The following is a 22,631-nucleotide window of genomic DNA, read 5'->3' on the forward strand; positions in this document are numbered from 1 at the left end:
GTCGTGCCAAGCGATTCGACGGTCCGTCCGATCCGCAGCGGCCGCTCCTCCCGCACACGGCGCTCGCGCCGTGCGGTCGGTGCCGCGCTCGCTGCGGTGCTCGCCATCGGTCTGAGCGCCTGCGCTCCCGATCCGGTCAGCGAATCGTTCCTGAACGGCGAGAACACCGGTTATGTCGCCGCCGACGGGGCGATCGTCGAGATCCCGGTCTCCGAGCGCGGTGAACCCGTCGTCTTCAGCGGAGTGACCGAGAAGGGCGAGGAGTTCGACAGCGCCGACATCGCCGGACAGGTCGCTGTCGTCAACTTCTGGTACGCCGGCTGCGCGCCGTGCCGCCTCGAAGCGGCCGATCTGGAAGGTGTCTGGCAGGACTTCCGCGATCAGGACGTCGCGTTCATCGGCATCAACACCCGTGACCAGGCGGACACGGCGGTCGCGTTCGCGAACGAGTACGGTGTCACGTACCCGAGCCTTATCGACGTCGACACCGCCCAGGCCAAGCTCGCCTTCGCGAAGGAGACGCCGATCGCCGCGACGCCGACGACCCTCGTGCTCGACAAGCAGGGCCGGGTCGCCGCGCGCATCATCGGCCCGATCGACGGCAAGTCGATCCTCTCCACGCTCGTCAAGGACGCCCTCGCGGAGACGTCGTGACCACCCGGGGAACGTCGTGAATCCCGAAGCGATCATCGGATCCGGGGCCCTCTGGATCGCGATCCCGGTGGCGATGCTCGCGGGACTCGTCTCGTTCCTCTCCCCGTGCGTGCTCCCGCTCGTCCCCGGCTACCTCGGCTTCCTCGGCGGTGCCGTCGCGCCTCGGTCGACCGCTGCTGCCGGTGCGGAAGGCGGGACGAAGACGCAGACCACCGAAACCGCGACGAGGGGGCGGCTCGTCGGGGGCGTGCTGCTGTTCATCCTCGGGTTCACGATCGTCTTCATCCTCTACACCGTGCTCGGCGGAACGGCCGGGGTCTTCCTGCTGCAGTGGGGCGACCTCATCACCCGCATCCTGGGCGTGGTCATCATCGGGATGGGCCTCGTGTTCCTCGGCCTCTTCGGCTTCGCGCAGAAGGAGTTCCGCTTCCACGTCGACTCCAAGGCGGGGATCGTCGGTGCGCCGCTCCTCGGGGTGGCGCTCGGGATCGGCTGGGCCCCGTGCATGGGGCCGACGCTCGCGGCCATCCTCGCCCTCTCCTTCAACGCCGGCGATCCGGTGCGCGCAGGTTTCCTCGGCCTGGCCTATTCGCTGGGCCTCGGGATCCCGTTCCTGCTCGTCGCCCTCGGCTTCGGCTGGGCGACGAAAGCGGTCGGCTTCCTCCGCCGCCACGTCCGGGTCGTCAACATCGTCGGCGGCGTGATGCTGATCCTGCTGGGCATCCTGATGGTGACCGGCCTCTGGACCGACATCATGTCGCGCCTGACGGCGGTGATCGGAAGTGTCATCCTCCCGCTCTGATCGCTCCACGACGTCCACCAGCTCCGACAAGAACCCCCGCACTGAGAAGGCCATGACCAAGAACAAGGGTGCCGCGAACAGCGACTCCAGCGATCCGCTCCGCCCGTCCGACCACGTCGACGGCGACGACTCGATCACCCAGCCGCGGCTGGGGTTCGTCGGCTGGCTGCGCTGGGGTTGGCGTCAGCTGACCTCGATGCGCACGGCGCTCGTCCTGCTGCTCGTGCTCGCGATCGCCGCGATCCCGGGCTCGATCTTCCCGCAGCGGATGGCCGACCCGAACGGCGTCACGCAGTGGGAGCGCGACAACCCCGACCTCTTCCCGGTGCTCGACGGGCTGAAGCTGTTCGATGTGTACCTGTCGCCGTGGTTCTCGGCGATCTACCTGCTGCTGTTCGCCTCGCTCGTCGGGTGTGTGATCCCGCGCATCAAGCACCACGCCAAGGCACTGCGCGCGCGTCCGCCGCGCACTCCCGCCCGACTGCAGCGACTCGAGGACTACCGCGCCGTCACGCGCGATCCCGCTGTGGACTCCGGAACCAAGACGGGTGATGCGGAAGCGGAGGCGGCCGCGTCCATCGACGTCGCGACGAAACAGCTGAAGGCCCTCGGCTACCGGGTGGAGCGCTACGACCGCGGACGCACGTTCTCAGTCTCCGCCGAGCGCGGCTACTGGCGCGAGACCGGCAACCTGATCTTCCACCTCGCCCTCGTGGGCGTGCTCGTCACGGTCGGCATCGGCGGCGGTTTCTCGTACACCGGTCAGCGCGTGCTGGTGGAGGGGGAGACGTTCGCCAACACGCTCCTCGACTACGACTCGATGAACCGCGGTCGCTTCGTGGGTGACGATGCGTTCGCCCCGTACTCGATGCGCCTCGACTCGTTCGATGTGACGTATCAGCCGTTCGGCGAGCCCGGCTCCGGACAGGCCGGCGACTTCTCCGCCAACGTCACGGTGCAGGAGAACGGGGAGGAGCGCACGGGGTCCGTCAAGGTCAACGAGCCGCTCGGGGTGGCCGACGACGACGTCTTCCTGCTCGGCAACGGCTACGCGCCGACCGTGACCGTGCGCGACCCCGAAGGCAACGTGGTGTTCACGAACAGCACCCCGTTCCTCCCGCAGGACAACAACATGACCTCGCTGGGCGTGCTCAAGGTGCCGGACGGGCTGGCCGAGCAGGTCGGCCTGGTCGGATTCTTCTACCCGACGACGGGTGTGCTCGAGAGCGGCGCGTTCTTCTCCGCGTACGGCGACCTCACGAACCCGACGCTCACGCTCGACGTGTACACGGGCGACCTCGGTATCAACGAGGGCGTGCCGCGCTCGGTCTACGTGCTCGACACCACCGGGATGACAAAGCTCACCGGCCGCACCACCGACGTGAAGTCGATCGAGCTCGCCCCCGGACAGACCGCCCAGCTGCCCAACGGCCTCGGCTCGGTGACCTTCGAGGACGAGTCGCCGGCCGGTGCGACGGATGCCTCGCAGTCGGTGAAGCGCTTCGCCTCGCTGCAGATCCACCGCGACGAGTCCGGAGTGTGGGTGCTCGGCTTCGCGCTGCTCGCCCTCGGCGGCCTCATGATCGCGCTGTTCGTTCCGCGCCGACGCGTGTGGGTCAAGGCCACGGCGCACGATGGCGAGATCGCCCTCGAGTACGCGGCCCTCGCGCGAGGGGAAGACCCGACGCTCGCGGCAGCCGTGGAAGACCTCGTCGCCGGTCACGCCCGACTGCTCGATGCGGCCGGGGGCACCACGGCGCGCCCACCGATCGATGATCCCGCGGACGAGTCCGCCGAGCCGGAAGCCCCGGCAACCGACACCCGGAAAGTAGACTGACACCATGCTCGAGCTCAACGTGATCTCGCCGGTCCTGCTCTGGACGGCGATCGCGATCTACGCGGCGGCCTTCGTGGCGTACGCCTTCGATCTCGCGCGGCGCTCGCAGGCGACGGCCGATGCGCAGAACGTGCGCGAGTCGGTGCTCGTCGGGGCCGGTGGCGGCAGCATCACCGCATCCACCGGCGCTCCCGTGGCAGACGCCGCTCCGCAGCGATACGTGATGGCCCGGATCGGCACCTCCCTGACCGTGCTCGGTTTCCTCTTCCACCTCGCCGCCGCGGTCACCCGTGGCATCGCGGCAGGCCGGGTGCCGTGGGCCAACCTGTACGAGTTCGCGATGATGGGCACGCTGCTCATCATCGCGGTGTACCTCGTCGTGCTCACTCGCATCGACCTGCGCTTCCTCGGTACCTTCATCACCGGCCTCGTCGTGGTGCTGCTCGGCCTCGGTGCGACGAACTTCTACGTCGATGTCTCGCCGCTGATGGACCCGCTGAAGAGTGTGTGGCTCGTCATCCACGTGTTCGTGGCCTCGGTCGCGACGGCGTTCTTCGCCCTCGCATTCGCCCTGTCGGTGATCCAACTGATGCAGTCGCGACGTGAGCGACTTCTCGGCGAGGGCGCGAAGAAGACCGGGCCCGGCTTCCTCCGTACCTTCCCGAACGCCGTGCGCCTGGAGAGCCTGGCGTACATGTTCACGATCATCGGCTTCATCCTCTGGACCTTCACACTCATCGCGGGGTCCATCTGGGCCTACTACGCCTGGAGCCGCTTCTGGGGCTTCGACGTCAAGGAGACCTGGACCTTCGTGATCTGGGTCATCTACGCCGGATACATCCACGCCCGTGCGACGCGCGGCTGGCGCGGCAACCCCTCGGCCTGGCTGGCGATCGTCGGGTTCTCCGCTGTGATCTTCAACTTCACGATCGTGAACGTCTTCTTCAAGGGCCTGCACGCCTACTCCGGCCTGAGCTGAGCCTGCCTCCGGCTGTGAAAACGGAGACCTCCCGGCTCCGTCCCGGCGCGTCTGAGCAAGACACGCGGGGCGGGGTGCGGGAGGTCTCTGTTTTGGCCGAGGGGCGAGCTGGGCCGAGGATCAGCCGCCGAGAGGGAGTACCTCGGCGTACTCGATGCCGTCTTCGTACCAGACCAGCTCTGCTTCGGCGATGACCTCGGTGGGCGCGGGTGAGAGCGGGCGGACCTCGGCTTTCGCGAATCGCGACCAGTCGGCCGCGTCGAGAGTCTTGCCGTAGAGCACCGACAGGTGGAACGTCCAGTCGGCCAGCGGGAGTTCGCCGAGGCGGCGGTAGTCCGTGGCGTCCAGCGTGGCAGTCAGGGTCGAGTACGCCGAGACGAGCGAGGCGCTCCGGGCGAGGCGCACGATCAGGATCTGCCAGGGCAGGGGGAACACGTCGACGGCCTCGGCGCTGACCTCGATCGGTTCTTGCTGTGCCGCCCAGGTGCGGATCAGCGCGGCGAGTTCCTCGCGCCGCTCGGGCTCAAAGAACCCCCGGAGCGTGACGTGTCCGGTGTGCGGACGCCGCGCCGGGATACCGAGGCGATCGAGCGCGGTCTCCTGGATCTCCCGATAGACCTCGGCGACCGCACCGGAGGGCCGGAGCACGAGGTACTGCTGCCCCTCGAGGCTCGCGAGTTGGTCGGGGGTGTCCATGAACGGTCGACGCATGTCAGGATCCTAGGTCGCGGGCGACGCGTGCCGAAACGGAGACGGTCACAGGTGCGGCCCGGCGCGTCATATGTCGACGCGCCGGGCCGGGCACGGGTGCTCTCCGTTTTGGCAGGGAGGTGCGGACGACGTCAGGCCGTGGCGAGGACCGCCTTGGCCGAGGTCGTGCGTCGCAGCGTCACGGCGAGCGTCGTGGCCACGAGCGACAGCACGCCCCAGACAACGAGTGCCGCGACCGCGGAACCGCTCGGCGTGATCAGACCCGCGAAGGCCGGAGCCGTCGGGAGGGCGGCTCCGATGCCAGCCAGCCAGTCCGGCACGGTCGAGATCAGGCCGGTCGCGACCGCGAGCACTCCGACGAGGGCGGAGATCCAGCGCCCGACGCCGCCGAACAGGGCGACGAGGGCCTGGTTCACGGCGGCGAACACCACACCGGCGAGCACGGCCGTGCCCGCGAACGCCCACCAGGTGCCGGCGTCATAGCTCGCCACGATCTGCACGATCAGCGACACCAGGAGGCCCTGAGCCGCACCGACCAGCGCGGCCGGGGCGAAGGCCCGCAGCGCGAGAGTAGCGGATGACCGGCGCGAGGTGAGGGTGCGAGCGGTGTGCGCGCGCATCACCATGAACGACGCCAGACCGCCGAACCAGAGCACGACCGCCGCGAGCAGCGGGATCGCCGTCGGGCCGAAGATGGTGTTCATCGACGAGTTCGACGACACCGGGTCGGCGATCACCGAGGCGAGCGACTTCGACTCGGTGTCGCTGAACGAGGGCAGGGAATCGGATGCCGTGCGCAGCCCGCCTGCGAGGTCACCTGTGCCGGTCGCCAGGGTGTCGAGCCCGGTGGTCAGTTCGGTGGCTCCGTCGGCGAGGGCGGTCGCTCCGCCGGAGAGCTGGGTCGCGCCGGAGGCGAGGCCGCGGGCGCCGGTGGCCGACGCTCCGATGCCCTGGTCGGCGAGCTGGGTGAGGCCACCTGAGAGCTGGGTGGCGCCTGCTCCGGCCTGCGACATGCTGGAGGCCAGCGTGGTGAACCGTACCGGGGAGGGCGGCGACGCCATTCGCGACCTCGGGCGCGTTGAGGATGCCGGATGCCGTGCCGGCATCCGTCGCGACGGAACCGGCCTGCGTTGCGAGGGAGGTGTAGAGCGCGCACTCGGCCTGGTCCGCGACGGGCGGTGTGCAGGCGGCCTGCGCCATTCCGCCCAGCTGCTGGGCGAGAGCGACCGAGTCGTCTGCGGCGGAGCGTGCGGATGCCGAGGCGCTCTGGATCCCGCCGACGAGCTGCTGAACCCCGGCGACGCTTCCTTGCAGCTGCGCGCCGCCATCCGTCAGTCCGGCCCCGATCGCACCCGCGCCGGCCGCAGCCTCGCGCGTCTTGCCCGCGATCGTGTCGAGCCCGGAGGCGAGCGACGATGCCCCCGTCCCGAGCTCACCCGCACCGGAGGCCAGCTTCCTGGCGCCTTCGGGGATCGCTGCCGCTCCGGTGGCGGCATCGCGCGCGCCGTTCGCGAGCTTCAGGGCGCCGTCTGCCGCCTCGCCGATCTGATCGCCGATCGTGGTGAAGCCGACGAGGATGTTCTCGGTCGTGGCCTCGGAGAGCATCGTGCCCATGGTCGAGGCGGCGACGTCCGCGATCTGCCCGGTGATGAGGTCGTCGGCGACGAGTCCGTCCTCCGGGGTCGTGACGGTGATGGTGGCCTGCTCGGCCTTTCCTCCGCCGTCGGAGATCGCGGTGCCGGCGGAGGTGGCGGCGGACGAGAAGTCCTCGGGGATGGTGATGACGGCCTGGTAGGAGCCGTCGGCGAGACCGTCGGCAGCGTCGTCCTTGTTCGAGATCACCCACGTGAGGTTCGAATCGAGGTCGTCCGACCCCTCCACGAGACCCGAAGCGAGCTGGCGTCCGAGGGGAGTCATCTGACCGTCGATGGTCACCGGCTCGTCGAGGTTGACGATGGCCGCGGTCATCGAGTCCAGGCGTTCGGTCGGGTTCTGCAGCGCCGCGACGAGGATGCCGCCCACCGCAGCCGGCAGCAGCAGCACGCCGAGGATGGTCAGCCAGGTGATGGGCTTGCGGGAGCGCGCGCGCTCGATGGGGAGGGTCATGCGGTCACCTCGGTGGAATCTGCGGTACTCCGGCGAGGAGCACGCGTGTCGAGAGTCTGGGGGTCGGGCCATCCGGCCTCGGCAAGGACGGCCCGTGCCGAGTCGGCATCGGAGGCGGTGGTGAACACCGCGAGCGTGCGGGAGGCCGCGGCATCGCGCAGCATGGCCGTCGCCTGGTCGCGCTGGCCACCTGTCAGGCGGTCGAGTCCGTCGATCACGACGATCTGCGACTTCCCACGGAGCGCTTCGGAGAGGTCGCCGAGTGCGGCATCCGCGTCGTCGACCAGCACGCAGCCGACGTGCGCGCGCACCCAGGCCGCACGACCGGGGAGCAGGTGTCCCGCGACGCGGAGCTTCCCGTCCGTCGGCACGAGGCGTCCGGCGACCGTGAGGGCCAGGGCCCGACGAGTCCGCAGATCCCCGCCCGTCGCGATGACCGCACCGCCCTCGGCGATGCGCATCGACAGGCCCTCGACGAGCGGCGCATCTGCGCTGATCTCGAGGTCGTCGGCCGCGACGACCGATCCGTCGCCGGGCCAGGCGGCCAGGTGGCGTTCGCGTTCGACCGCCTCGCCTTCGACGTCGACGCGGGGGAGGATCTTCTCCAGCCAGCGCGGGAGCTCCCAGGCACGCTCGCCCAGGATCGCCATGAGGGCGGGGATCAGCGTCATGCGCACCAGGAAGGCGTCGAATGCGATACCGGCGGCGAGGCCGAGTGCGATCGGTTTGAGCGACGAGTCGCCCTCGGGGACGAACGCGACGAAGACCGCGAACATGATGAGCCCGGCCGCGGTGACGACCTTCGCCGAGCCGGTGAAGCCGCTGCGCACGGCCCGGAGCGCGGCGGCCCGCCGGGTGGCACGGTTCGGGCTCGTCGCGTCCTTGTCATGCACGAAGTCCTCGCGCATGCGGGAGACCAGGAACACCTGGTAGTCCATCGCGAGACCGAACAGCACGCCCATCAGGATGATCGGCATGAAGCTGATGATCGGCCCGACCTTGGCGACGTGCAGCAGATCGGCGAACCAGCCCCACTCGAACACCGCGCCCACCACGCCGAAGGCGGCGACGATCGACAGCAGGTAGCCGACGGCGGCGGTGATCGGCACCCAGAGCGAGCGGAACACGATGGTCAGCAGGATCAGCGAGAGGCCGATCACGAAGATGCCGAAGGGCAAGAGCGCGTTCCCGAGCTGGTCGGAGATGTCGATGCCGACGGCCGTGAACCCGGTGACCTTGAGGTCGATGCCGAACTCGTCGAGCCATTCGTCGTGATGGCTGCGCAGCTCGCGCACGAGATCGGCGGTCGCCGGGTCGTCGGGGGCGGTCTCCGGGATGATCTGCACGATACCGGTGTCGGCCGTCTCGTTCGGCGTCGCGAGGGCGACCTCCTTGACGCCGGGGACCTTCGCCACGGCATCGCCGAGATCTTCCATCAGGGTGAGCGGATCGGTGGAGGTGACGATCGTGCCGGTGAGGATCAGCGGACCGTTGAACCCGGGGCCGAACTGCTCCCCGACGAGGTCGTAGTTCTGGCGGGCCTCGGAGTCCTTCGGGAGCACACCGGCATTCGGCAGCGCGAGGTCGAGGCTCAGCGCGGGAACGGCCACGATCCCGAGTCCCAGGACGACGGCGAGAGAAACCAGCACGGGGTGCTTCATGACGCCGCCGACCCAGCGGGCGCTGCCCTTCACCGGGGCGACGACGTCCTTCGGCTCCTCCGACGCGTCGGAGGCGGTGCTCTTCTTCGCCTTCGACGCCTTGACCTTCTTCGGGCGGCCGACGACCCTGCCCTTCATGAAGCCGAGCAGAGCCGGGGTGAGGGTCACGGCGATCGCCACGGCGACGGCGACCGCGGCGGAGGCGGCGATGCCCATCGTGGTCAGGAACGGGATACCCGCGAAGCCGAGGCCGATCAGCGCGATGAGCACAGTGACGCCCGCGAACACGACAGCGGAGCCTGCGGTTCCGACGGCGCGCGAGGCGGACTCCTCCGGGTCCACGCCCGCGCGCACCTGATCCTGATGTCGAGCCATGATGAACAGCGCGTAGTCGATGCCGACCGCGAGCCCGAGCATGAGCGCCAGCAGCGGGGTGGTCGAGGAGACGATCGCGAACGCGGTCGCGGTGAAGATGCCGGCCATCGAGATGCCGACGCCGAGGATCGCGGTGAGCAGGGGGAGGCCCGCCACCACGAATGAGCGGAACGTGACGATCAGCACGAGCAGGGCGATGAGCAGTCCGACCGCTTCGGTGAGGGTGACGCCGGGGATGGAGATCGCGAAGAGGTCGCCGCCGAGGGAGGTCTGCGAGCCCGCGGGGAGCTCGGCGTCGAGGTCGCTCACGACCGAACGCAGCGCATCCTTCGTCTCGTCCGAGACGTCGGTGGACTCGCCGTCGAACTGCACGCGCACGATGGCGGCGGTGTCGTCGTCGTTGATCATGCCCTTGACCATCTCGTCGTACGGCGAGGTGGCCGCGAGAACACCGTCGAGGTCGCTCAGCTCGTCGACCGCGCCCTCGATGTCGTCCCGGTACTCGTCATCCGTGATCTTGTCGCCGGCGGCCGCGACCACGATGAACTGCGCGTTCGTGCCGCTCACCTGCGGGAACGAGCGGGAGAGCTGCTCGAGCCCCGCCTGCGACTCCGTCCCGGGGATGGAGAACGTGTTGTCGGTTCCCGCGCCCAGCACGAGCGCTCCGGCGCCGGCGATGCCGAGCGCGAGCAGCCAGGACACGAGGACCCGCCACGGGTGCCGGAAGGACCAGCGTCCGAGCGAGGACAGGAGTGTGGACACGCGTTCCTCCGAGGGGTGCGGGGTGGATACACAGGTGTATCCAATACATAGATGTATCGTAAGGTGACCCGCCCGGCCAAGCCTGTGTGCGGGGTGTGAATCATGCGAGAGTGAAGGGTCAGGAGGTTTCGATGTCGACACCCGCAACCCGCAGCCGCGAGAACACGCGAGCCCGCCTGCTCGAGGCGGCGGCGCAGGTCTTCGCCGAAGTCGGGCTCGATGGAGCGTCGGTGGAGGCCGTCTGCGAGCGTGCCGGGTTCACCCGCGGTGCGTTCTACTCGAACTTCGAGTCCAAGGACGAGCTGTTCCTCATGCTCGCCGCCAGCGTCTCCGAGGTGCGCGTGAACGCGGTGCGCACCCGCGTGGAGGAGCTGACGGCCGCCGGTGCCCTGGTCGAGGGGTGCGATCCCATCGACCTCGTGCAGCAGATCATGGAGCTCGGAGGAGACGACCGTCTCGGTGTCATGCTGCTCAGCGAGATCCGTATCCGTGCACTGCGCGACGCGAAGTTCGGCGAGGCCTACCTCGCGCAGGAGCGCGAGATGGTCTCGAGCATCGCGCAGATCGTCGACGACATCGTCACCGCCGGCCTGCTGCGCCTTCGCCTTCCGGCCGAGACGGCTGCCCGCATGCTCATGATCATCTGGGAGGGCATGACCGTGCGCGGCGCCATGGCGGGCCAGGATGACGCCCAGCTGCGGCACTCCGGTGGCGAAGAGCTCGGTCGTCTGGTGCAGCTGCTCATCGAGCAGTAGTCCGCAGGTTCGCCGGGGTGGAGGTGGAGAGGTCCACCCTGCTCAGTGCGCGCTGCTCGAGAGCTCGTAGTGGCAGCGGGCGAGTCGGGCGAACCACCACTCGCGACGCTCGTCCGACGCGGCGAGACGGTTGAGGGACTCGGCATCGGGCGTCACGTGGCCGACCGGGATCGTGCCGTCGACGGGACGCAGGTCCGCCACGTCGTCGAGGAAGAGCGACGCCGTGCCGAGCCCGCAGTCGTAGTCGAGCGACGGGAGCGCGGCAGCGAGTGCGGTCCCCTGTGACAGACCGATCGCCGTGTCCAGGGCACTGGAGACCACGACGGGCAACCCCGCGGCGGTGACGATCTGCAGGGCGTGGGTGATGCCGCCCAGCGGCTGGGCCTTGATCACGAGCAGATCCGCGGCGCCGGCACGTGCGACCGCGAGCGGGTCGGTCGACTTGCGCACGCTCTCGTCGGCTGCCACCGGGATGCCCATGTACTTCACGCGCCGGCGCAGTTCCGCCAGCTCCGGCACCGTCGCGCACGGCTGTTCCACGTACTCCAGGTCGTATTCGCCGAGCGCGTGCACTGCGTGCTCGGCCTCGTCGACGTTCCACGCGCCGTTCGCGTCGACGCGGACGCGTCCCTCCGGCCCCATGACCTCCCGCACGGCGCGCACTCGCGCCACGTCGTCGGCCAGGGTCTGGCCCGGTTCGGCGACCTTGACCTTGGCTGTGCGGCATCCGGGGAACCGTGCCAGCAGCTCGGGCACGCGCTCCGGATCGATCGCCGGCACCGTGGCGTTCACGCCGACTCGGTTGCGCAGCGGCTCCGGCTGCGCACGCCACGCATAGTCGATCGCGGCGGCGAGCCACGTCGCCGCCTCCGCATCCTCGTACTCCACGAATGGGGAGAACTCCGCCCACCCTTCCGGCCCCTCGAAGAGCAGGGCCTCCCGCACGTCCACGCCACGGAAGCGGCTGTGCATCGGGAGGGCGACGACCCTGGCCGAGTCGAGCAGGTCTGCGAGTGGCGGGATCATGTGCCCATTCTGTCCCCGCGGAGTCTCTGAGCGCCGGACGTCAGGTCAGGTGTTTCTGCAACTCGCCCATCCGTTCGGTGGGGGCGAACCCGAGCAGGGTGTTGACGGCGAGCATGTGGGCATTCGACTCGGCGTTGTAGGTGTAGACCGCCCGTGCCTGCGGCGCCGCGTGCTGCAGCAGGCGGAGATTGGCGATCTTCACCGCGGTGCCGAGGCGGTGGCCGCGATCCGAGCCACGTACGAGTGTTCCCCACTGGTAGGCGTTGCCGTCGTCCCCCGACACGACCAGCTGCGTGTAGGCGACCGCCTCGCCCTGCGGGTCGAGGGCGATCGTGCCGATCGACAGGCGGTTCTGCCGGACGAGGAGGTCCTCGTGCTCGCGGATGCTCTCCACATCGGGCTTCGCGGGTTCGATGTCGAGATCGCCGCTGGGCGCCTCGGTGTCGATCGAGGCATCGAGGATCGCCCAGCCTTCGACGACATCATCCGGTACCGGCCCGACCCAGCTGCGGATCGTGTAGCCCTGGATCGCGGCGGCGATGTCGGCATCGATGCCGTCGAGCACCGTCGGCGCGACGGGGAGTGTGAGCCTGTTCTGCACATCGCCGAGCGCGAGCGCGTAGCCGTGTCGACGAGCGAACTCCCGGCCAGGGTCGCCGGAGCCGTCGGAGCCGAGCTCGTACCGCCACGAGGTGTCGCCCTGCGCGGTGGTGCGTCCGGCGGCCGCGGCTTCGCTTTCGAGGAAGGCGAGGGCGGCGGACCCGACTCCGCGCCGTCGGTGCGCGAGGGGCACATCGATGTCGAGGTAGGCGACGTGCGTGTTGTCCTTCAGTGGGAGGGTGAGGCTCGCGGCACCCACGACGAGGCCGTCGTCGTGCAGCAGGAAGGCGCGCCGCTCGTTGACCCGTGACTCCTGCTGCAGCTCGCTGCGGGTCTCCTCCCGGGACCAGACGGGGATGTCGTCCCCGCGGTCTGCGCGCTCGGCGGACGCATAGGCGTCCCACCAGGCATCCACCGCAGCGGCGTCGAACGGGTCGATGCGCGTGATCTCGAGCGTCATGTCTCCACGGTACTTTCCCGCCTCGACACTTTCCCGTCTCGCCTTGGATCGCGCATAAATGTGTGATTGACAATAGTGTGTGGCGCACAGTAATGTGATCGTCATGAACGAGACGCTCGACACGCACCTGCAGGAACTGCGGCGCGGCACCGTGGTGCTCGCCTGCCTGCAGCTGCTGCGCACGCCGGGGTACGGCTATTCGCTGCTCGAGCAGCTCGAGCAGCGCGGCTTCGCTACCGACGCGAACACCCTCTATCCGCTGCTCCGCCGCCTGGAGAAGCAGGAGTACCTCACGAGCGAGTGGAACACCGACGAGGCGCGGCCCCGCAAGTTCTACCGCACCTCCGACGCCGGCATCCGCCTCGCCGACACCCTCACCGACGAATGGCGATCACTCACCACCGCGATCGCGTCCCTCACCGCAGAGGAGAACTGACATGACCACGACGTTCACACTCACCGAGCGCTACATCAGCGCGACGATCCGCAGTCTGCGCCCCGACGCCCAAGCCGACGTCCGCGCTGAGCTCGAGGCCTCCATCGCCGACGCGATCGAGGCCAGGGTCGAGCAGGGGGAGGCACCGGAGTCGGCAGAGCGCGCAGTGCTCACCGAACTCGGCGACCCGGGAATCCTGGCCGCAGGCTACGCGGATCGCCCGCTCTACCTCATCGGGCCGCGCTACTTCCTCACCTGGTGGCGGCTGCTGAAGCTGCTGCTGATCATCGTTCCGGCCTGCGCCGCGTTCGGCATCGCGATCGCGAAGCTCATCGAGGGCGCAACCGTCGGAGAGGTGGTCGGCGCGATCGTCGCCGTCACCCTCTCGGTCGTCGTGCACGTGTGCTTCTGGGTGACCCTGGTCTTCGTCGTGCTGGAGCGCACCGGCGCCGACACGGGGGAGAAGTGGGACGTCGACCAGCTGCCCACGCCGACCGAGAACGGCGCGGCGCGCAGCGACATGATCGCCTCGCTCGTCTTCGTGGGCATCCTCATCGGCGCGGTGCTGTGGGACGCGACGCGCGGGTTCTTCCCGACCGGTGCTGACCCGATCCCCGTCCTGAACCCCGAGCTCTGGCCGTGGGGGATGACCCTGCTCTTCGGAATCATGATCGCCGACGCCCTCCTGGCCGTCGCCGTCTACGTCCGCCGCCGGTGGACCGTCGGACTCGCCGTCGTCAACACCGCGCTCTCGATCGCCTTCGGTGTCTGGGCGGTCGCGCTGCTCGTGCAGGGCGAGCTGTTGAACCCGGAGTTCGTGCAGTTCGTGTTCGTCGACAACGGCGTGGAGGGTGACACTCTGCGGGTCCTCGCGGTGGTCACCGGCGTCGGTATCGTCGCCGTCCAGGTGTGGGCCATCATCGACGGCTGGATGAAGACCTGGCGGGCGCGTCGCGTCTGAAGGCAGAGCCGGACGTCGCACGCGCCGCTCCCTTCCGGAGCGGCGCGTGCGATATGTCGGGGAGGGCGCGAGGAATAGGCTGGATACGTGACCACCGCCTTCGTCTCCGATCTGTTCGACCCGGCCGAATGGGTGCTCGCGCCCGGGGCGGAGGACTACACCGACATCACCGCTCACGTCTCGCGAGACGGCGGTGTCGCACGCATCGCGTTCAACCGGCCGGAGGTGCGCAACGCCTTCCGTCCGCACACCGTCGACGAGCTCTATCGCGCACTCGACATCGCCCGGCAGGATGCGCGCATCGGCGCGGTGCTGCTCACGGGAAACGGACCGAGCCCGAAGGACGGCGGCTGGGCGTTCTGCTCGGGCGGCGACCAGCGCATCCGCGGTCGTGACGGGTACAAGTACTCCGACGCGGAGACGGCGATCGTCGACGGGGCGAGCCGCGCAGCGGTCGGCCGCCTGCACATCCTCGAAGTGCAGCGCCTCATCCGCTTCATGCCCAAGGTCGTCATCGCGGTGGTGCCGGGATGGGCTGCCGGTGGCGGACATTCCCTGCACGTGGTGTGCGACCTCACCATCGCCTCAGCCGAAGAGGCGCGCTTCAAGCAGACCGATGCGGATGTCGGCAGCTTCGACGCCGGCTACGGCTCGGCGTACATGGCCCGTCAGACCGGTCAGAAGTTCGCCCGTGAGGTGTTCTTCCTCGCCGAGGAGTACTCGGCGCAGCGTGCCTACGAGATGGGCGCCGTGAACCGGGTGGTGCCGCATGCCGAGCTCGAGCGCGAGGCGCTGAAGATGGCGCGCACCGTACTCACGAAATCTCCCACGGCGATCCGCATGTTGAAGTTCGCCTTCAACGCGGTCGACGACGGATTGGTCGGCCAGCAGGTCTTCGCGGGGGAGGCCACCCGCCTCGCCTACGGCACCGACGAAGCCGTCGAGGGCCGCGACTCGTTCCTCGAGAAGCGCGACCCGGACTGGTCGTCCTTCCCCTGGCACTACTGACCAGGGCAGCCCAGAGTCGGAGACGCGCATGACCGCCCTGATCCCCACGGATGCCGAAGATCCGGTTCGCCTGCGAGATGCCCTGCAGCGCGCGCTCGACGGCGGTCCGGCGCTGGGGCTCGGGATGGTGGCCGGCGCCCCGGAGGACGTGGCGGACGGCCTCGCCGCCGTGATCGCGACCTCGGGGTCGAGTGGGGTGCCGAAGCGGGTCGCGCTCAGCGGGGAGGCCCTGCGGGCGAGCGCCGAGGCCACGGCCGCGCGGATCGGGAGCGGTCGCTGGCTGCTCGCCCTTCCCGCCGGCTACGTGGCGGGACTGCAGGTGCTGGTGCGCTCGATCATCGCGGACACGCAGCCCGCGCGGATCGAGGGCCGCTTCTCGCCGACATCGTTCGCCGAGGCGACCCTCGAGATGCTGCGGCTGTCGCCAGGGGCCGGGGTCCCGGACCTGTTCACGTCGCTCGTTCCTGCGCAGGTCGCGACTCTGCTCGATGCCGCGGACGACACCGCCGTCCGTGCCGCATTGACGGCCTACCGGGCGATCCTGGTGGGCGGGCAATTGCTCCCCGAACCGTTGCGCGAGCGTGCCGCCGATCTGGGGGTGCGTCTGGTGCGCACCTACGGTTCGACCGAGACCAGCGGCGGCTGCGTCTACGACGGCGTTCCTCTCGACACGGTCGGCGTGCGCACGGTCGACGGCGAGCTGCGTATCGCGGGCCCCATGCTCGCCGAGGGATACCTCGGTGACGGATCGCTGACCGCGCGCACGTTCGTGCGCGACGAGCACGGCATCCGCTGGTACCGGACCGGGGATCTCGGTCTCGTCGAAGACGGTGTTGTCCGGGTGCACGGCCGTGCCGACAACGTGATCGTGTCCGGAGGGATCAACATCTCGCTCGATCGTGTCGAGCGGGTCGTCCGCCGGATCGCGGGTCTGCACGAGGCGGTGGTGGTCGGCGTGGAGGACGAGCGCTGGGGCGAGGCGTCCGTGATCGTCGCGGCCCGGGGCGAGGTGCTGCGTCGCAGCGAGTCGGAGCAGCTCGAGCAGGCGCGCGACGCGGTCGAGGACGAACTCGGCAAGCATGCCCGACCGGGCCGTCTGATCATGGTGGACGAGATCGAGGTGCTGTCCTCCGGCAAACCCGACCGCGAGGCCATCCGCCGCATGGTCGCGCAGCTGCACTGAGGGCGGGCTCTGCCAGACTGAACCGCATGGCCTCGTACACGCATGGACATCACGAATCCGTCCTCCGCTCGCACAACGTGCGCGACATCGCGAACTCGGCCGCGTACCTCCGCCCCCACCTCACGTCCACGACCCGCCTTCTCGATGTCGGCGCGGGCCCCGGCAGCATCACGGTCGACTTCGCCGGCATCGTCGCGCACGTGACCGCGACCGAGATCGACGAGGATGCGCTGTCGCTCTCCCAGGGACTCGCGGCCGACCGGGGCCTGACGAACCTCGACTTCTCTGTCGAGGACGTGCACGCACTGGGCTTCGCCGACGACTCCTTCGACGTCGTGCACGCGCATCAGGTGCTGCAGCACGTCGGCGACCCGGTGCAGGCATTTCGGGAGATGCGCCGCGTCACTGTTCCCGGCGGGATCGTCGCCGCGCGCGATGCCGACTACGCGGGCTTCCTCTGGTTCCCCGTGCTGCCCGAGCTCGACCGCTGGCTGGCGCTGTACCGTGCGGCCGCACGAGCCAACGGCGGCGAGCCGGACGCCGGTCGCCGTCTGCTGTCCTGGGCGCGGGCCGCAGGCTTCGCCGATATCACCGCGACGGCCTCCACGTGGTGCTACTCGTCACCCGCCGAGCGTGCCTGGTGGGGTGGGATGTGGGCCGACCGCATCCTCGAATCCGCCCTCGCGCGGCAGCTCGTCGACAGCGACATGGCCACGCGCGCCGATCTGCAGGAGATCAGCGATGCGTGGAGGCGCTGGGCCGACGACGGCGACGGCTGGTATCTGGTGCCGCACGGCGAGATCCTCGCCCGCGCCTGACGGACGCGGATACATCCCGCGACGGATGCCGGCGCGAGGGCCCCTCGCGTAGCGTGGGGGAGTGATCCGCCCGCTCTCTCGTACGGCGCTGACCCTCGACATCGTCGGGGCGGCGCTGCTCTTCCTCGTGCTCGTGCCGATGTCGCTGGTGTTCTACGGGCCCGGAACGGGGAACACCGCGATCGGGGGAGCAGCGGTCGCTGGCATTGTCATCGCGAGCGTCCTGATGTCGGGCGGCGTCGCCATCGGCCGGCTCGCCCCCGGGTGGGCGCTCGTTGCCGCATGGGCCGGCGCCGTGCTGCAGATGCTCTCCGGGTTCGGACCGTTGCCGATCGACATCGCGATCCTGCTCGTGCTGTACGCCACCTCCGCCTGGGGCACACGCCGCGTGCTCTGGTGGGGATTCGGTTCGGCGCTGTTCGGTGGCCTGGTCGCTGCCGTGTTCATGGTCATCGTCAACGGCGTCGCCTTCGGCACGGGCAGCGGGTGGGAGAAGGTCAGCGCGGGCACGCTTCTGCTCGTCGTCTCCGTCATGGCGCTCGGGTTCGCCTGGGTGTGCGGGCTGCTGTGGCGCGTCGTCCTGCGCGCTCGCCGCACCCGGTCGGCCCAGCTGCAGGCGGAGTCGCTCGCCGCGGAGGAGCAGGAGCGGGTGCGGATCGCGCGCGACATGCACGATGTGGTCGCCCACTCGCTCGCGGTGGTGATCGCGCAGGCCGACGGGGCCAGGTACGCGGCCGCGGTGAAGCCCGAACTCGCGACCGAGGCGCTCGGCACCATCGCCCAGACGGCGCGTGGCGCCTTGAGCGACGTGCGGATGCTGCTCACACAGCTGCGGCACCGGCAGGGCGACGGCCCGCAGCCCACGCTCGCCGACCTCGAAGCGCTGTTCTCGCAGGTGCGGCAGGCCGGAATCGAACCGCGGGTCACCGTCGACCCGATGCCGCCGGGGGAGCCGCCGGCGGCCATCCAGCTCGCGGTCTACCGCATCCTGCAGGAAGCGCTCACGAACGCGATCCGGCATGGGGACGGCGCGGTCGACGTGCACCTCGCCTGGCTCGCGGACCGCGTCGACGTCGATGTGCGCAACACCGTCACGGGGGAAGCGACGGTGTCTCCCGGCGGGCACGGTGTCATCGGCATGCGCGAGCGTGCGCAGCTCGTCGGCGGTAGTCTGCAAGCCGAGCGCCGAGGGGCACAGTTCGTCGTCCACGCCACGCTCCCGATCGGAGTCTCCGAATGATCAGAGTCGTGCTCGTCGACGACCAGGCGCTCTTCCGTGCCGGGATCCGCATGCTCGTCGCCTCCCAGCCCGACCTCGAAGTCGTCGGAGAAGCCGGCGACGGCAAGGAGGCGCTCGAGGTCGTCCGCACGACCCGGCCCGACGTGGTGCTGATGGACATCCGGATGCCGGTCATGGACGGGCTCACGGCGACCGCCGAGATCCTGGCACGCCCGGAACCGCCGCGCGTCGTCATGCTCACGACGTTCGACCTCGACGAAGCGGCGGCACGGGCCATCCGGCAGGGCGCGAGCGGCTTCCTCCTCAAGGATGCCGATCCGGAGTTCCTGCTCGCCGCGATCCGCACGGTGCACTCGGGCTCGAGCGTGATCGCCGCCGCCGCGACACGCGACCTGTTCGAGCACTTCGCCGAAGCACCCAAGCCCGTGCCGCCGCAGTACGCCGACCTCACGGACCGCGAGCGGGAGATCTTCGCGCTCGCCGCCCGGGGGCTCTCGAACGCCGAGATCGCCGGCCGGGAGTACCTGAGCGAGGCGACCGTGAAGACCCACATCAGCCGCATCCTCAGCAAGCTCGCGCTGCGCGACCGCGTACAGCTGGTGGTCTTCGCGTTCGAGCACGGCCTCGCCTGAACGCCGTTCCGCGGGCGGAGTCCGCGGATCATCCTTGCGATGTATGCGGAAGGGTCCCCGGGGGCGATGACCGGCGAGGTACCGCGGAAATAGCGTCGGATGCATGGAGATCACGACCACCGACCTGGGGCTCGCCGCCCGCGTCCAGCACCTGAAGAAGACCTACGGCTCCGGTGAGGGCACCGTCCATGCGCTGGACGACGTCAGCGTCGGCATCCGCCGGGGACAGTTCACCGCCATCATGGGGCCATCGGGCTCCGGCAAGTCCACCCTGATGCACATCATGGCGGGGCTCGACAGCCCCACCGAGGGACGGGCGTGGATCGGTGACACCGAGATCACGGGGCTCGGAGACATCGATCTCACGATTCTGCGTCGTCGCCGGGTCGGCTTCATCTTCCAGGCCTTCAACCTCGTGCCGACGCTCGACGCTCTCGGCAACATCATGCTGCCGTTCGAGCTCGACGGTCGTCGTCCGAGCGCGATCGAGAGGGCGCGCATCGACGGACTGATCGAGACGCTCGGGCTCGGCTCGCGTCTCTCTCACCGCCCGCATCAGCTGTCCGGCGGGCAGCAGCAGCGTGTGGCGATCGCCCGAGCCCTGGCCACGGCACCGGATCTGGTGTTCGCGGACGAGCCCACGGGCAACCTCGACTCGAAGACCGGACGCGAGGTGCTGCGTCTGCTCGCCACCGCGAGCCGTGAGCACGGCCAGTCCATCGCGATGGTCACGCACGACGCGATCGCGGCGAGCCACGCCGACCGCGTGCTCTACCTCGGTGACGGACGCATCGTCGCCGACCACCCGCGTCAGACCGCAGAAGAGATCTCGGCCTACATGCTCGCCGCCGAGGTGGCAGCATGACCGCCGTCGCCACGGTCGTCCCCGAGACCCGCGCGACCGGTCCTCGACTGGCCTGGCTGCGAGACCGGGGGATGGGCGCGAGCGTCCTGGTCGCCGCGCTGTCCGCCGCGTTCGGAGTGCTCCTGGTCGAGATCACGGCCTACATCGGCGCCGTGCTGCAGGCCGATCCCTTCATCGGCGACAGCGGGACGCTCGCGTTCGTTGTCGCACTGCTGTCGGTGCTGCTGACGGTCGTCGCGATGTACGTCGCCGCCATCGTCACGGCGAACACCTTCTCGACGATCATCGCCGGACGCACCCGCCAGATCGCCCTCATGCGTCTGATCGGGGCGACCGCGCGGTCGCAGCGGGCCGAGGTCGGGAAGCAGGGGCTCGTCGTCGGGCTGCTCGGGGCGGCGATCGGCATGCTCGCGGGTCTCGTGCTCGCGGTCGTCGGGGTGCAGGTCGGCGGGCAGCTGATCGCCAACGCCCCGACCGACTTCTCCCTCGCGCAGCCGTTCGTGGCGCTGCCGGCGATCGGCGTCGCCCTCACGACCTGGGCGGCGGCATGGGCGGGTTCCCGCCGTGTGCTGTCGGTCACGCCTCTGCAGGCGCTCGGCGGGTCTGTCGAGCGCACGCACGACGACGTCTCCGGCACGCCGGGTCGGCACATCGGCGCCTGGGTGCTGTTGATCGCCGGTGCCGCGCTCCTCGTGGGTGGTGTGCTCGTCGGTCTCGTCACACCGCTCGGGGTCGTCGTCGCCTTCTTCGGCGGTGTGCTCTCGTTCACGGGCCTGGCTCTCGGATCCGTGCTGTTCATGCCCCCGGTCCTGCGACTGGTGGGGCGGATGTTCGGATCGAGCGCGACGGCTCGTCTCGCGGCCGAGAATGCGCTGCGCTACCCGGAACGCTCGTCGAGGATGGCGATCGGCGTGGTCATGGGCGTGACCTTGGTGACGATGTTCGCCGTGGCCCTCGAGTCGGCCAAGCGGCTGATGATGAGCCAGACCACCGGAGAGGTTCCTGCGGCGTTCTTCGCCCCGATGGACGCCTTCGCGGCGGTGATGATGGTGCTGGTCGCCGTCTCGGCCGTGATCGCGGCGGTCGGGCTCGTCAACCTGCTCACGATCGGCGTGGTGCAGCGTCGTCGCGAACTGGGGCTGCTGCGCTCGATCGGGCTGTCCAACCGCCAGGTGCGACGGATGGTGCTGCTGGAGGCGACCCACATCACGGTCGCCGCGACGCTGACGGGACTCGTCCTGGGCGTGGCATACGGCTGGATAGCCGCGCAGTCGCTGCTCGGATCGGTGCCGACCCTGCCGGACTTCGTTCCCGCGGGACTCATCGCTCCGCAGATCCCGTGGATCCCCGTCGCCATCATCGTCGTCGCGACGGCGGTGCTGACGCTGGTGGCGGCGGCGACGCCCACCCGACTGGCGACCAGGGTGGCCCCGGTCGAGGCGCTCGCGGCGGACTGACGCCTCTAGGCTTGTCGGATGCCGTCGCCGTTCGATCAGTCCACCTATCAGGTCCGCCTCGACTGGGGCACCGCGGGTCTCGCCCGCCTCGCCGATGCCGACGTCGTCGTGGTCGTCGATGTGCTGCGGTTCTCCTCCACGGTCATCGATGCCACGGCGTCCGGCTCTGCGGTCGCGCTCGCGGAGGCGGAGGGGTGGTCGCGGAACGGGGCGGCCGTCGTCGCTGCGGCTCCCTCCGAGGCGACGGTGCTCGTCGGCGGCATCCGCAACGCGGCGGCCGTCGCACGGGCCGTGCAGACCATCCAGGAGCGACGGCAGGCACGCACCTCTGTCGCGGTGATCGCGGCCGGCGAGCTGGATGAGGCGGGTGCGCTGCGGTTCGCCGTCGAGGATCAGCTCGGGGCCGGTGCGATCGTCTCGGCGCTCTCGGATCGGGGTATCGATCACACGGCTCCGGACGCCGCGGTCGCCGCCGAGGGCTTCCACGCCCTGCGCGGCGCGATGCGGCACATGGTCGGTGCGAGCGGATCCGGCCGTGAGCTCGCCGCCGGCGTCGTCGCGACCGCCCGCATCGAAGCATCGGGTCTGATTCCGACCTCCGTGGCGGATGCCGCCGTCCTCGATGCGGTCGACGTCGTCCCGGTGCTCCACGAGGGATCGTTCGTCCGCTTCGACTGATGCGCATGCCCACCCCGTTTGGAGGATTTCTCCCCAACGGGCGGACGCGCGGCCGCAGGACATCCTCCCGACACGGAGATCTCCGCCGGTTACCGCGGGGCAGGCACCGGCACGGCCGCGGGCACGTAGGGTCGTGGCATGAGGTACCTTCCCGCTGTCGTCGTCGATGTCGTGCTCGTGCTGATCTTCGCCGCGATCGGTCGCGCGTCCCACGATGAGAACCCTGCGGGGTTCCTGCTCACGGCATGGCCGTTCCTGATCGCTCTGCTCGTGGGCCATCTCCTCGCCGCGCTGCTGCCCGGCCGACCCCGTCGTCCCTGGTCGCTGCCATGGGGCGCAGTGGTGTGGGTCGTCACGGTCGCGGGTGGGATGCTCATCCGTGTGCTCAGCGGCGACACGGCGGAGCTGCCGTTCATCATCGTGGCGACGCTCGTGCTCGGGGCGTTCCTGGTCGGCTGGCGCGCGATCGCAGCCCTGCTGCGTCGTCGGCGCAGCGCTGCCGATGTGACCGTGGAATCCGGCGCGGCGGTCGATTCCGGCGCAGTGGTCGATTCCGGCGCGGCCGTCGAACCCGGCGCAGCACTGACGACCGATGCGGAGAGCCGCGACGAGCCGAAGGGCTGAG

The 22,631-nt window shown here is 69.8% G+C and carries 21 protein-coding genes and 1 pseudogene; 16 read left to right on the forward strand and 6 right to left on the reverse strand.

Annotated elements, in window-relative coordinates; genetic code table 11:
• Nucleotides 1-3: 3 nt before the first annotated feature.
• The 4 genes from MST3598_RS04185 to ccsB are packed head-to-tail and all read left to right on the forward strand — an operon-like array spanning nucleotide 4 to nucleotide 4,272.
• Nucleotides 4-654 (forward strand): TlpA family protein disulfide reductase, encoded by a 651-nt coding sequence (locus tag MST3598_RS04185; RefSeq protein WP_029259780.1) that lies wholly within the window; start codon nucleotides 4-6, stop codon nucleotides 652-654.
• A gap of 16 nt (nucleotides 655-670) precedes the next feature.
• On the forward strand, nucleotides 671-1,456 hold the full coding sequence (locus MST3598_RS04190; RefSeq protein ID WP_029259781.1) for a cytochrome c biogenesis CcdA family protein: 786 nt from the start codon (nucleotides 671-673) through the stop codon (nucleotides 1,454-1,456).
• 52 nt (nucleotides 1,457-1,508) lie between these two features.
• On the forward strand, nucleotides 1,509-3,293 hold the full coding sequence (gene resB, locus MST3598_RS04195) for a cytochrome c biogenesis protein ResB (protein ID WP_081860152.1): 1,785 nt from the start codon (nucleotides 1,509-1,511) through the stop codon (nucleotides 3,291-3,293).
• Nucleotides 3,294-3,297: 4 nt separating this feature from the next.
• Nucleotides 3,298-4,272 (forward strand): c-type cytochrome biogenesis protein CcsB, encoded by a 975-nt coding sequence (ccsB, locus tag MST3598_RS04200; RefSeq protein WP_021198980.1) that lies wholly within the window; start codon nucleotides 3,298-3,300, stop codon nucleotides 4,270-4,272.
• A gap of 120 nt (nucleotides 4,273-4,392) precedes the next feature.
• Here the strand turns inward: ccsB and MST3598_RS04205 are convergent, their stop codons facing one another.
• From MST3598_RS04205 to MST3598_RS04215, 4 genes and pseudogenes are all read right to left on the reverse strand, one after another.
• On the reverse strand, nucleotides 4,393-4,983 hold the full coding sequence (locus MST3598_RS04205; protein WP_231494470.1) for a 2'-5' RNA ligase family protein: 591 nt from the start codon (nucleotides 4,981-4,983) through the stop codon (nucleotides 4,393-4,395).
• Nucleotides 4,984-5,114: 131 nt separating this feature from the next.
• Nucleotides 5,115-5,996 carry a hypothetical protein gene (locus MST3598_RS18840; RefSeq protein WP_442922816.1) on the reverse strand — a complete coding sequence of 294 codons (882 nt, stop codon included), beginning with the start codon at nucleotides 5,994-5,996 and terminating at the stop codon, nucleotides 5,115-5,117.
• A 622-nt stretch (nucleotides 5,997-6,618) separates the two neighbouring features.
• Nucleotides 6,619-7,161: pseudogene (locus MST3598_RS18845) on the reverse strand (YhgE/Pip domain-containing protein); the annotation flags it as partial.
• Nucleotides 7,086-9,887: an MMPL family transporter gene (locus MST3598_RS04215; RefSeq protein ID WP_029259785.1), complete on the reverse strand. Its 2,802-nt coding sequence runs from the start codon at nucleotides 9,885-9,887 to the stop codon at nucleotides 7,086-7,088. The pseudogene MST3598_RS18845 and the gene MST3598_RS04215, both read right to left, overlap by 76 nt.
• A gap of 131 nt (nucleotides 9,888-10,018) precedes the next feature.
• Between MST3598_RS04215 and MST3598_RS04220 the strand changes: the two genes are divergently transcribed.
• A complete protein-coding gene (locus tag MST3598_RS04220) occupies nucleotides 10,019-10,642 on the forward strand; it encodes a TetR/AcrR family transcriptional regulator (protein WP_029259786.1) in 624 nt (207 codons plus the stop codon).
• 42 nt (nucleotides 10,643-10,684) lie between these two features.
• Here MST3598_RS04220 and MST3598_RS04225 read toward each other — a convergent pair whose 3' ends face one another.
• Together MST3598_RS04225 and MST3598_RS04230 are read right to left on the reverse strand one after the other, a co-directional pair.
• Nucleotides 10,685-11,668, reverse strand: a complete 984-nt coding sequence (locus tag MST3598_RS04225; RefSeq protein ID WP_029259787.1) for an o-succinylbenzoate synthase — start codon at nucleotides 11,666-11,668, stop codon at nucleotides 10,685-10,687.
• Nucleotides 11,669-11,708: 40 nt separating this feature from the next.
• Complete coding sequence (locus tag MST3598_RS04230) at nucleotides 11,709-12,728, reverse strand: GNAT family N-acetyltransferase (protein ID WP_029259788.1); 1,020 nt, start codon at nucleotides 12,726-12,728, stop codon at nucleotides 11,709-11,711.
• Between the two features lie 103 nt (nucleotides 12,729-12,831).
• Between MST3598_RS04230 and MST3598_RS04235 the strand changes: the two genes are divergently transcribed.
• The 11 genes from MST3598_RS04235 (at nucleotide 12,832) to MST3598_RS04285 (ending at nucleotide 22,630) form a co-directional block, all read left to right on the forward strand.
• Nucleotides 12,832-13,164, forward strand: a complete 333-nt coding sequence (locus MST3598_RS04235) for a PadR family transcriptional regulator (RefSeq protein ID WP_029259789.1) — start codon at nucleotides 12,832-12,834, stop codon at nucleotides 13,162-13,164.
• 1 nt (nucleotide 13,165) lies between these two features.
• A complete protein-coding gene (locus MST3598_RS04240; protein ID WP_029259790.1) occupies nucleotides 13,166-14,125 on the forward strand; it encodes a permease prefix domain 1-containing protein in 960 nt (319 codons plus the stop codon).
• An 87-nt stretch (nucleotides 14,126-14,212) separates the two neighbouring features.
• Complete coding sequence (locus MST3598_RS04245; protein ID WP_021198989.1) at nucleotides 14,213-15,133, forward strand: 1,4-dihydroxy-2-naphthoyl-CoA synthase; 921 nt, start codon at nucleotides 14,213-14,215, stop codon at nucleotides 15,131-15,133.
• A gap of 28 nt (nucleotides 15,134-15,161) precedes the next feature.
• On the forward strand, nucleotides 15,162-16,316 hold the full coding sequence (locus tag MST3598_RS04250) for an AMP-binding protein (protein ID WP_029259791.1): 1,155 nt from the start codon (nucleotides 15,162-15,164) through the stop codon (nucleotides 16,314-16,316).
• 26 nt (nucleotides 16,317-16,342) lie between these two features.
• The gene (locus MST3598_RS04255) at nucleotides 16,343-17,134 is read left to right on the forward strand and encodes a class I SAM-dependent methyltransferase (RefSeq protein ID WP_029259792.1); all 792 of its coding nucleotides are present in this window, start codon (nucleotides 16,343-16,345) and stop codon (nucleotides 17,132-17,134) included.
• 61 nt (nucleotides 17,135-17,195) lie between these two features.
• Nucleotides 17,196-18,374 (forward strand): sensor histidine kinase, encoded by a 1,179-nt coding sequence (locus MST3598_RS04260; protein ID WP_021198992.1) that lies wholly within the window; start codon nucleotides 17,196-17,198, stop codon nucleotides 18,372-18,374.
• Entirely contained in the window at nucleotides 18,371-19,006 is a 636-nt protein-coding gene (locus MST3598_RS04265) for a response regulator (protein WP_021198993.1), read from the forward strand. Before MST3598_RS04260 ends, MST3598_RS04265 begins: the two co-directional genes overlap by 4 nt.
• 103 nt (nucleotides 19,007-19,109) lie before the next feature.
• Nucleotides 19,110-19,871, forward strand: a complete 762-nt coding sequence (locus tag MST3598_RS04270; protein ID WP_021198994.1) for an ABC transporter ATP-binding protein — start codon at nucleotides 19,110-19,112, stop codon at nucleotides 19,869-19,871.
• The gene (locus MST3598_RS04275) at nucleotides 19,868-21,328 is read left to right on the forward strand and encodes an ABC transporter permease (RefSeq protein ID WP_029259793.1); all 1,461 of its coding nucleotides are present in this window, start codon (nucleotides 19,868-19,870) and stop codon (nucleotides 21,326-21,328) included. The genes MST3598_RS04270 and MST3598_RS04275 overlap by 4 nt, the downstream gene beginning before the upstream one ends.
• An 18-nt stretch (nucleotides 21,329-21,346) precedes the next feature.
• Entirely contained in the window at nucleotides 21,347-22,006 is a 660-nt protein-coding gene (locus MST3598_RS04280) for a 2-phosphosulfolactate phosphatase (protein WP_029259794.1), read from the forward strand.
• A gap of 138 nt (nucleotides 22,007-22,144) precedes the next feature.
• Nucleotides 22,145-22,630, forward strand: a complete 486-nt coding sequence (locus MST3598_RS04285) for a DUF3054 domain-containing protein (protein WP_021198997.1) — start codon at nucleotides 22,145-22,147, stop codon at nucleotides 22,628-22,630.
• The last annotated feature ends 1 nt before the right edge of the window (nucleotide 22,631 follow it).

The sequence above is a fragment of the Microbacterium sp. TPU 3598 genome (assembly GCF_002356155.1).
Classification (GTDB): domain Bacteria; phylum Actinomycetota; class Actinomycetes; order Actinomycetales; family Microbacteriaceae; genus Microbacterium; species Microbacterium maritypicum_A.